Annotated in this window: 9 protein-coding genes; all 9 read right to left on the bottom strand. The window is 59.1% G+C overall.

Features of this window, described 5'->3' with window-relative positions; translation table 11 throughout:
• Positions 1-701: catalase (locus RSSM_RS28375; RefSeq protein ID WP_008687956.1), on the bottom strand; the 701-nt coding region annotated here is incomplete at its 3' end.
• Between the two features lie 345 nt (positions 702-1,046).
• Positions 1,047-2,639, bottom strand: coding sequence for an aldehyde dehydrogenase (NADP(+)) (locus tag RSSM_RS28380; protein ID WP_008687958.1), 1,593 nt, complete (start codon positions 2,637-2,639; stop codon positions 1,047-1,049).
• A gap of 85 nt (positions 2,640-2,724) precedes the next feature.
• Positions 2,725-3,354 carry an RNA polymerase sigma factor gene (locus RSSM_RS28385; protein ID WP_008687960.1) on the bottom strand — a complete coding sequence of 210 codons (630 nt, stop codon included), beginning with the start codon at positions 3,352-3,354 and terminating at the stop codon, positions 2,725-2,727.
• A gap of 520 nt (positions 3,355-3,874) precedes the next feature.
• Positions 3,875-5,242, bottom strand: a complete 1,368-nt coding sequence (locus RSSM_RS28390) for a TIGR03000 domain-containing protein (protein ID WP_044303904.1) — start codon at positions 5,240-5,242, stop codon at positions 3,875-3,877.
• 224 nt (positions 5,243-5,466) lie between these two features.
• Positions 5,467-6,948, bottom strand: coding sequence for a protein-L-isoaspartate(D-aspartate) O-methyltransferase (locus RSSM_RS28395; protein ID WP_390174075.1), 1,482 nt, complete (start codon positions 6,946-6,948; stop codon positions 5,467-5,469).
• Between the two features lie 18 nt (positions 6,949-6,966).
• Entirely contained in the window at positions 6,967-8,559 is a 1,593-nt protein-coding gene (locus RSSM_RS28400; protein ID WP_008687969.1) for a Ppx/GppA phosphatase family protein, read from the bottom strand.
• Entirely contained in the window at positions 8,556-9,275 is a 720-nt protein-coding gene (locus RSSM_RS28405; protein WP_008687971.1) for an HAD family hydrolase, read from the bottom strand. The genes RSSM_RS28400 and RSSM_RS28405 overlap by 4 nt, the downstream gene beginning before the upstream one ends.
• Positions 9,276-9,475: 200 nt before the next feature.
• Positions 9,476-10,072, bottom strand: a complete 597-nt coding sequence (clpP, locus tag RSSM_RS28410) for an ATP-dependent Clp endopeptidase proteolytic subunit ClpP (RefSeq protein ID WP_008687972.1) — start codon at positions 10,070-10,072, stop codon at positions 9,476-9,478.
• A 70-nt stretch (positions 10,073-10,142) separates the two neighbouring features.
• Positions 10,143-10,700: a ClpP family protease gene (locus RSSM_RS28415; protein ID WP_008687982.1), complete on the bottom strand. Its 558-nt coding sequence runs from the start codon at positions 10,698-10,700 to the stop codon at positions 10,143-10,145.
• Positions 10,701-10,749 lie beyond the last annotated feature (49 nt).

A 10,749-nucleotide genomic window follows, 5' to 3' on the forward strand; every position in this document is an offset into this window, starting at 1 on the left:
TACGTTCGGCTTCCTCTTGAGTGAGGAAATCGTTGTCCTTGATCGGTTTTGAAATGATATTTGACCCAGTACCGTTCTCCCTTGGCGTTGACCCACATGTACGTGTGGCTGGAGTAGCCGTTCATGTGCCGCCAATTCTTGGGAATGCCGCGGTCGCCCATCAACCACGCGACTTGGTGTGCGGATTCAGGCGAGAGCGTCCAGAAGTCCCACTGCATGTCATGATCACGCAGTCCGTTGTCGGCGCGGCGTTTTTGCGACCGGATGAAATGTTGGAACTTCATTGGGTCGCGGATGAAGAACACCGGCGTGTTGTTTCCGACCATGTCGTAGTTCCCCTCGGAGGTGTAGAACTTGATCGAAAACCCACGTGGGTCGCGCCATGTGTCCGGGCTCCCACGTTCGCCGGCAACCGTGGAGAACCGCATCAGCGTGTCGGTCTTCACGCCGGGTTGGAACACGGCGGCTTTGGTGTATTCGCTGACGTCTTCGGTGACTTGGAAGAAGCCGAACGCCCCTGATCCCTTGGCGTGGGGTTGGCGTTCAGGAATGCGTTCGCGATTGAAGTTCGCCATCTGCTCGATCAAATAATGATCGTGCAAGACAATCGGGCCATCAGGGCCGACGGTCAGGGAATGCTCGTCGCTGGCAACCGGGATGCCACCGTCGGTGGTGGTTGGTTTGCAATTTTCGTTTGACATGAAACCTTGTACTCAAAACGGACTCTCGACTGGAACCGGCAGAGCATCGTTCGGAATGCATGCAAAACGACGCGACGCCGTGTGGTTGGCGTAGCGTTAGCATACCGTGCGCCGAACGTTCCGTGTTTTTGAACGTCGGGCGAAAATTCTGAGGCCGACGGATGAGGAAGGCTTCGGGGAGGGGCGACGTCGGGGGAGCCGGTCGCAGAGGGGAATCTCCGAAGTCTGGTGACTCCGGTTACGTTTGCGTTGGGGCTTCCAACAGGGGCTTCGGGGCTTCCAACCAGGCGGCGCTTCGATGTGGGAGTCGATTCGCCGTGGTTATTGGGCCCGGTTTCGCGCGTGTTAGACCGTGCCGGCTCGCCATTGGCCGTCGATCAGACGCATGGTTTCGTCGGTCGGGGCGGCGTCTTGGAGGAGTGCAGGCAGGCGGTTCGACCGGATGTTGTCGAAACTGGTCAGTTTGCCAAAACGCAGCAGCGATGCGGGGACGCCAACGGCGGTGAAGCCCGGGTGTCCGGTCGCGGGGTAGGGGCCGCCGTGGTTCATCGCGGGGCTGACGGCGACACCGGTCGGCATCTTGTCGTTGAGGATGCGGCCGACTTTGGGTTCGAGAGCAAAGGTGATTTGGTCGACATCGCCCTCTTCGCTATCGTCGTTGGCCGAGTAGATGCAACCGGTCAGGTTGCCCTCGAGATGATCGATCACGTCGCACAGTTCCGCGACGTCTTTGGCGACGACAATCACGGACGCGTTACCGAACGCTTCGGTTTGGAAGCCCTCGGGGTCAGACAAGAATTTCTTGCCATCGATCCGCATCAGTGTGTTCGCATAAGCACAACGGTCTGGTTCCGGTTCGCCTCCTCCGGTCAGCAGTTCGGCGCCGAGTGACGTCAGCGTCGTGACGCTCTTGCCGAGCGATTTGGCGACGGCGGGCGACAGCAACGTGCCCGACTGGGTCGATGCGAATCGTTCCTTCACCGCACCGATGAACGATTCGGTTTGGTCGCCTTCGACGAGCATGACCATGCCAGGGTTGGTGCAGAACTGGCCGGTTCCCATCAAAACGCTGGTGATGAAATCGTCAACGATTGCTTCTCCGCGTTCGTTCAATGCTCCCGGTGTGATGACCACGGGGTTAACGCTCGAGAGTTCGAGGTAGATCGGTTTGCCGGCGCGGTCGGCGGCTGCTTTCAAGGTCAGTCCGGCCGAGCGGCTGCCGGTGTATCCGGTCGCGCCGACACGTGGGTCGGAGACGAGGCGTTCGCCGTCGGCGTGGCTCGTGCGATAGATCAACTGCACGGTGGCCGGTGGCAGTCCGGTTTCGTTGACTGCTTCCTGGGCGAGTTCGGCGAACAGACGTGTGGTTTCGGGATGGGAGCTGTTGGCTTTTCCGATCACCGGGTTACCCGCGGCGATCGCGGCGGCGAAGTCACCGCCGGAGACACTTCCAAACGCGAACGGAAAGTTGTTGGGGCCGAACACGCAGACCGGGCCCAACGGTCGATAGCAGGAACGAATGCCCGTTTGAGTGTCGATCGTCGGCAACGCCCAGTTTCCACTGCGGCATGTCTTGGCGGCGGCACGCAGTTGATTGGCGGTTCGTGGCAATTCAACGTCGGCGAGTCGTGGCGAACGAGCCAGCCCGGTTTCGGCGAAGGCGGCTTCGACGAGTGTGTCCTTGGCGGCTTCGATCTTGTCGGCGTAGAGTTCCAAGAAGTCGGCGATCTTGGATGCCGGGAATCGGCGCAGTTCAGTGGCGGCTTTGGACGCTGCGTCGAGTGCCGCTTCGCAGTCCTCCCACGTGCTCACCGGAAACGATTGCGGCAACTGCGAGTTGTGGTTCGGGTCGGTCGCGTGGAAGGTCGACTGTGGGGTCGCGTTTTGCCAGGTGCCGTTGATTAGGATGCGAGCGACATCGGTGGAAACTGTGGACATGATGATGGTGGGTGCGTCTTGAAAGGTGGGAAAAGAAGCGTCACCTTTACATCGTGGAACATTCCATAGATCAACTCAACCGGGCTCATCGGGTGGGACGCACGTCTTCGAGCTGTTTCTCGAGTTCGCGCATACTTCGCGAAAGAAGAACACGAACGGCGACGTCGGTCTTGCCGAGTTCCTCCGCGATCGCTTTGGTGGGAAGTCCTTCGACATAGCGAAGGCGAATGGCGCGTTGTTGATCTTCGTTGAGGGTGCCGATCGCCTCGCTCATCCGATGCATGCGCACATCGCGACTGACCGCGGCACTCGGCGATGTCATGCTGGCGGCGAGTAACCGTTCGAGCCCACCGTCGCCCTCGTCGCCACTACCGCCCGCGGAGGTTGCCGGAGCGTGCAATGATTTTTGTTTGCTGAAATCGCGGATTTTTGCGTCGAAATGAAACCGGTGGGCGTCCACGACTCGCCGGCGAGCGATCTGTTGCAGCCACTGCATCGGGGCATATTGTTCCAATGGTGCCGACGATAATCCTGCGATGGCGGTCGCGGAAATCTCCTGGATCAGATCATCCAGCTCCGTCACGGCGAGCAAATGTTCGCCCGTGATCGAACGCACAAAGCCGGCGAGTTTGTCGCGGTGGATCGCGATGTATTCCGCTAACGCTTCGACGTCTCTCGATTCGATTCTTGCGATCAGCGTTTCGTCTGCGTTCATCGAAAGGGTTCCCGGTGAGCTGGAAAAGAGTTGGCATCTCATTGACGATAACAAATCAATGGGATTGCGGTTCGCAAAAGAGACACTCGGGTGAAAGGTTTTCGCGGCCTAGTACTTCATGTCAACTTGATTTTCGGGTATTGGACGAGGCGACGAGTCCTTGATGCGCTAGTCACGCAAGGTGATACCTTGCGTCATCCACTACGATTCCACCCGAAAGTCACGCTGCAGTGGAATACTAGCGGGTTTGGATGTTTGGCGTGTCCGATCCCTGTTGCTGGGATTCGTCCGCATTCAGGCCGGGCCAGGATCCTGCCCACCGAAGTCTGGCGAGATTGGCTGCGTCATTTTTGACAGCTTTCTGGTGATTTTGACGTCCTCTCGAAAGCCGGCGGGCGAGAGCGAATCGGTGTGCATTGAACCGCAATGCGTGAACGAAAAAAGGCCATGCTCAAGCGAACTTGAACATGGCCTTTTGTTTTGATCTCACCTTTGCCGATGGACGGCAGGTGGCGAACGATTAACGCATTGCCAACGTGGTGGCGTCGAAATCGAACTCAAGTTCGACCGTGTCGCCGGCGTCGACGTTGATGGTGCGTTCGTTGCGGATGCTACGTCCGTTGACAGTCGCGCTGACGACAACGGTGTAGTTTTCCCAACGGTCGCCAGCGGCGAGTTGGGTGGTGCGGAAGGTGCGAACCCGACCGAAGCCGTTGGTTTCGTTTCCGGCGAGGGTCACGACAGCGTTGGCAGGCACGTGAAGCTGGACGACGGTTTCGGTCGTGTCGGCTTCGTTGTTTTCTGCGTCGGCTTGTGTCTCTTCGGATTCTTCAGCCGGCTGAACTTCGTCAGAGATCGCATCGGCGTCTTGTTGGAAGACCATTCGCTCCATGTCACCAGGACGCAGTTTGATGGTCTTGCTGTCACGCTGCTCACGTCCGTTGACGTCGTAGGTCACGACGACTTCGTAGGTGTAGAGGTAACCTTCTTTGAGGCCACGCGACATGAATTGGCGAACCATTCCGTCGCTGGTCGTTTCGTGACCATTGACGGTAACGCGAGCCGATTCCAATGGAACCGCGACGGTCAACAGGGCGGCATCGTCATCCAAGACAGGTTTACGAGATTCGTAGCTCGCGCCGCTGTCGATGATGGTTCCGTCGATGACCGAGCCGCTCATGGGTGCCGATTCGCCGTGGATAACGCTTCCTTCAACAGGGTAGCTGCCCGAGTCGATCACGCTTTCGGTCGGATACGATTCGACCGGGTAGCTCGACTGAACCGCAGGTGCGGAGTAGGAAACCGATGGTGCGTACGAGACCGGTGCGACGTAGTTGCCGTGCGATCCGCCGCTGCTGCCGTGCGAAACGACGGGAGCTGCGACGCTGCTCGAGTAGTACCCACCGCTGCTGCCGCCGGTGCTAGCGCCACCGCTGGAGTACGACGCGGTGTAGCCACCGGACGATCCGCCGCTGGAGTGACGTGCAGCGCGAGCAGCCCGTTTGGCTTGCATGTGCGCACGCAGTCGGCTGAAGAGACCGCCACCGGATGATCCGCCGGACGAACCGCCCGAGGACGCGTAGGCTGCGGTGTAAGTTCCACCGGAGGATGCGCCGCCGGACGAACCTCCCGACGATCCACCTGAAGAACCTCCTGACGATCCACCCGTAGATGCACCATAGCTGCCTCCGGACGAACCGGCATGACGAGCGGCAATGCGTGCACGCAATCCGGACAGTAATCCGCCACCGCTACTGCCGTGGACCATACCGCCGGAGCTGCCTCCGCTGCCATAACTACCGTAGCTCCCGTAAGAGCCACCTGCCTGCGCTGGTGCACTGAGAGTCAGTGCCAACGAGAGGCATACCAACAGGTGAAAACACCTCATGTACGTTCCTCCATCCTATGCTGTCTGGTTTAAAAAAGTGGATGCCGCTGGCGATCGAGGTGAGAAAAGAGCTTGCGCGACCGGCTCGTAAAGAGCTGGCTGGGTCAGGCATAGCGGTCCGTGCAAATGGACGCGATACGGCAAGCGGTGCGGGCCTCGAACGCCTAGTTCGCCAGTTGATAGGATAGCGAGGAAGGGGGGCGATCAAGCAGTCTGGGTAAAATTTAACGACCCATTTTCTCAATTTTGACATCATCAAAGTCCACCCGGCCGGTCGCCCCGAACAGCCCGATTCGGATGATCGCTTCCTTCGCAGCCGGCGGAACACGCAGAATTCGGCTGTCTTTCTTCCAGTCGCGGGTCCCACGATAAGGGCCGAGTGTGATCATACCGAGGTCACGCCGGTTCCCGTCGTAGTAACTGATCGCGAGCATCGGTAATGCATCCGCATCGGGGCCTTTGGCGACATTGTGGGTTCGAACTCGGGCCGACAACCGGATCGTGGAGACTTTGCTGCCGTCGATTGCAATCCCCTGCAGCAGGTGTGATCCGAGGCCGGGGGTCACGTTTTCGAACCGTGCCATCGCGTTGCCTTCTTCGACAAACCTCGCGACCTGGCGGCCGTAATACCAACCCTCGATAAACTCGGATGGGTTCGGTGTGGGCGTTCCGAGCGGTTCGAGGGCGTCGCGGATCGCATCAACTCCGACGGGATCGTTGCCGATCGGCAGTTCGCTCTCGGTGGGGGCACTTTCGGTGAGTTCGGAGGATTCGCTTTCCTCTTCAAAGTCGCCGTTGACGATGACCGGGTTTGCGGGGTCAGGCAGCGTTTTTCGGCCGGACTCGGCGGTTCCCGTCATGGGGACGAACAGCGTCGGACGCAAAGGTTGGCGGATCAGTTCGCCGTCACGTTTGACCATCCGGTAGAGCGTTTGTTGGTATCGCTCGCCGACCGGAATGATCATCGACCCGCCTTCGCGGAGTTGTTCCACGAGGGGAACCGGTACCGACTCGGGGCTGCAGGTGACGATAATTTTGTCGAACGGGGCTTCTTCGGGCCAACCTAGAAATCCGTCGCCAATTCTCGTGTGGACATTTTCGTAGCCGAGCCGGTCGAGCGCCGCGCGGGCGGTCAATCCGAGTGACTCGACAATTTCGATCGAGTAAACGTCCGCGACCAAGGGGCTCAAGACGGCGGCCTGGTAACCACTGCCTGTCCCGATTTCCAGAACGCGGTCGGTCGGTTGTGGGTCGAGGGTTTCGGTCATCGAGGCGACGATGAACGGGCTGCTGATCGTTTGGGCCGCGCCGATCGGCAGTGCCATGTCGAAGTACGCCTTGTCGCGAACGCTCGCGGGAACGAATTCGTGGCGTGGTGTTTCAGCGATCGACCACAGCACTCGTTCGTTCTTCACCCCCGCGGTCCGGATTCGAGTGTCGACCAAACGTCTGCGGGCGAGGGCGTAAGGATCCGAGCTGCTGTTCGTGCCGCTTTCGCCACTGCCGGACGATTGTGCCAAAATAATGCGAGAAGGTTCTGACACGTTCGCCGGTAGGGTGAGCGGGGATGGATGGGAATGCGAAGCATTTGCTTCGGGGCTCTGTGCCGACGACGACGGCGAAGCGAGCGTGGCGATTGCCAGCGAGAGCGAAAGCGAAGTCAATCGCATGGTGCGACGAGCCGGCGTTGAGAAATGAGGTTTCATGTCGAGTGATGTCAAAACTTACTCTCCGGCTCGCAGCAAAACGGGGACACCAAAGATGTCTCGGAACAGAGAACTATTAACGCGAAGGGCGAGTTGTTCGAGCGAAACATCGTCGACTCCCGGAACCGAGATCACCATTTGTTTCTCTTCGCGGGTGCACTGCACCTCGCGGATTCGACCGCTCCGGGAATCGTCCAGGGCGATCGCCAGTCGCAACATGGCGGCCATCTTCGTCACCGCGACGCGATCTTTCCGGTCCAACGAATTGTAGCCCTCGTGGCCGGACTGCGGTGAGGCGCGTCGGTGATAGCGGGCGACTAACGCGACGAGTTGCAACTCATGCTGGCTGAGCCCGAACAGTTCGCTGTTGCGGATTAGGTAGTAGGCGTGTTTGTGGTTGCTGTGCAGGTTGACGTACAGGCCGACCTCATGCAGCAACGCCGCGACGTAAAGCAGGACTTCGTGGCGGGCGTCGAGTTGGTGTTCGTCGGTGAGTTGTTCAAAGAGTCGGCGGGCCAACTCCGCGACCGCGCGGGCGTGAGCCTGATCGACGGCGAACTTTTGACCGAGGGACACGGCCGAACGGATGATCTGTTGGCGAAACTCGCTCGTCCAGTTTCCGCCCTGTTCGATATCGGCGAGCAGCCCGTCGCGGAGGTTCGCACCGCTGACGTAGAGATGTTCGAGTTCAAAGTGTTTGGCGAACAGGGTGTACGCGAGCAGGGAAACCGACAACGTTTCGGCTTCCACGAACGTGGCCCCGTATTTCTCGACGATCGCGTCTTCGCTCATCGAGAGAATTCGCGTCGAGAGTTTTTCGAGCTTTGACGTTGGTAGTTTTGCGAGTGATTCCTCGTCCCAATCTTCGATCAGTCGGTGAGCGGCGAAACGAATGTCACCGCCCATGACGACCAATTGCAACGGCGCGTCGGCTTTCAACTCTTCCGCGATGCGGATCACAAAACGACGGACGTGGGTTTCGAGAAGGTTCCGCAGTTGGGCGCCCCGCAGCCCGCTGGCGTCGAGTTCCTGGATCAAACGCAGCGATCCGAGCCGGAAGGAATCCGAGTGCAGGACATTGCCGCCGCGGATCATCAGCAGCTCCGTACTGCCGCTGCCGACCTCGATCACAACGGATTTGGATTCGGCGGTTTCGGCCCGGGCCATCAACATCGGTGTGATGCCCATGTAGGTGATCCGGTTGACCTCGGCTTCGTCAATCGGTTCGACGTCGAGCCCCGTGGCTACGAAGACGCGGTCGATGAAGGCGATTCGGTTGGAGGCTTCGCGGACAGCGCTGGTGGCCACGACGCGGATGTCTTTCGTATCGGTGACCCCATATTCATTGAGCACGCGGCGAAATCGTTTGAGGACCGTCGCGGCGCGTTCGATTCCCTTGCGCGTCAAACGTCGCGACTCGAACGCGTCGCGGCCGAGGTCGACCGGTTGCAAAAGAGTTTCGAGTGTGCGGATTTGGCCGTCGGGATGGATCTCGGCGATCGCCATCCGAATGCTGATCGCACCGATATCGATGACGGCAACGGTTCGGGGCGAATTCGATGCGGTCGAGGTGTCGACGTGAGTTGCAGTCTGGACAGAGGGCGGGGTCATGATCGGGGGGCAGCCTCCAAGCTGGTTTGATTTTGCGTTGCGTGGTTCGGCAGAACGCCGTAGTCGGTGAGCACTTGTTTGGCTTCGTCACCGCCGACGCAGACTTCGGCCTGCCAGCCCAGTTGTCGGGCCGCGTGGACGTTTTCCTCTTTGTCGTCGAGGAACAGGATGGTTTCGGGCGTCGCGTTCGCGATCCGAAGGGCATGACCGGCGGCGGCGTCATAGATCACCCGGTCGGGTTTCATCGAGCGTTCCTCGTGGCTGACGACGCAGACATCGAAGGGGCCTTCGAGGACGCAGTAGGACTGCGAATTGACCCAACTCCAGTGCGCGTTGCATGTGTTGCTGAGGATCCCGATCGGCATTCCTTTCTGCCGGACGTCGCGGAGCACGTCCCGCATCGATTCGATCGGTGTGAACATGTCGCTGATCGCGATCAGGATTTCTTCATCGGTGACCGCTGCGAACGTTTCCGTGTCGACCGATGAGTCAGCCGCCGCACGCATTTTTTCACGGACGGTGGCGGTGTATTCCGGCTCGCTGATCAGTCCGGTCTCGAGTTGATTCTGCAGTCCATCAACATTGAGGATCCGATCGACGTGTGCGGCGTCGCCGGCAAACAGGGCCGCCAATTTCTCGCACGCGCGTCGGCGGTCAAATGAAACCAATACGTTTCCGAGGTCGAAGTAGACGAAACGGATTTTGGTGTCGTTCATTGACATGTGGCGTGATGAGGCGAGCGGGCGTGAAGGGGGACGGGATGGATTGGTCCGACCCATCATAGCCTCGCTGGCCATCATCGGCCAAACACCCCCTGCCCGATTCGAACGAGCGTTTCCGGCTGGATGAGCCGACGTCCTGGGCCGCTAGACGAAGGGGGAATGGACTCTCGGGCGAGAGTCTTGTTTGATTCCGATTAACTTTCGGCTTCGCCGATCTTGCTGACGACCTTGTCGATCAGGCCGTAATCGCGTGCTTCCTCGGCCGACATGAAGCGGTCACGGTCGGTGTCCTCTTCGATCTTCTCGAGGGAGTGACCGGTGTGTTCGATCATGATTTCGTTCATGCGTTTCTTGATCCGACGCAGTTCGCCGACGTGAATTTCGACCTCACGAGCGGTTCCCTGCATGCCGGCGAGCGGTTGGTGGATCATGATCCGTGCGTTCGGCAGCGAGTACCGTTTGCCTTTGGCACCGGCGGTCAACAGAACCGCACCCATCGACGCGGCTTGACCCATGCAGTAGGTCGCCACGTCGCAACTGACGAATTGCATGGTGTCGTAGATCGCCATGCCGGCCGTGATGCTGCCGCCGGGCGAGTTGATGTACATGTGGATGTCGGCTTTGGGATCGTCCGACTGAAGGAACAACATCTGCGCGACGAGTGCGTTGCTGATTTGGTCGTCGACTTGTTGACCGAGAAAGATGATGCGGTCTTTCAGCAGCCGGCTGTAGATGTCGTAGGTGCGTTCTTCGCGGCCGTTGCTTTCGACCACGTAAGGGATGACTGGCATATTTCTAACTTTGTCTTTTGAATGAAATGAATGAATGAGAAGAGGCGGGGATCCACATCAGGCGGGCGGCCTAGATGTCGTCGTCTTCCTTTTCAACCTCTTGTTTTTTCAGCAGGTCGTCGACCAACCCGTAATCCTTGGCTTCCTGTGCCGACAGGAAGAAGTCGCGGTCGGTGTCTTTGGCGATTTGCTCGACCGATTTGCCGCTGTGCTCGCTGATGATTTGGTTGAGTTTGTCTCGGTACCGGAACATCTCCGAGGCTTGGATTTCGATATCGCTGACTTGTCCGGAGACGCCGCCCATCGGTTGGTGCATCATCACGCGGCTGTTCGGCAGGCAGAACCGTTTGCCTTTGGCACCGCCGACGAGCAGGACGGCCGCGCCGCTGCACGCCTCGCCGACGCAGTAGGTGGCAACCGGGCACGAAACCATTTGCATCGTGTCGTAGATCGCGAGGGTCGCCGTCACGCTGCCGCCGGGCGAGTTGATATAGAAGTGGATGTCTTTGCGGCGATTTTCACTTTGCAGATACAACAACTTCATCACGATTTCGTTTGCATTGGCGTAGTGAATTTCGCCTTGCATGAACACGATGCGATTTTCCAGCAACAGATCGCCCAACGTCATCTGACGCTGACGCTGGTAACCCTGACTGGCATGGCTGGCTGCCAAGCTA

The organism is Aporhodopirellula sallentina SM41 (genome assembly GCF_000346505.1).
Lineage (GTDB): Bacteria > Planctomycetota > Planctomycetia > Pirellulales > Pirellulaceae > Rhodopirellula > Rhodopirellula sallentina.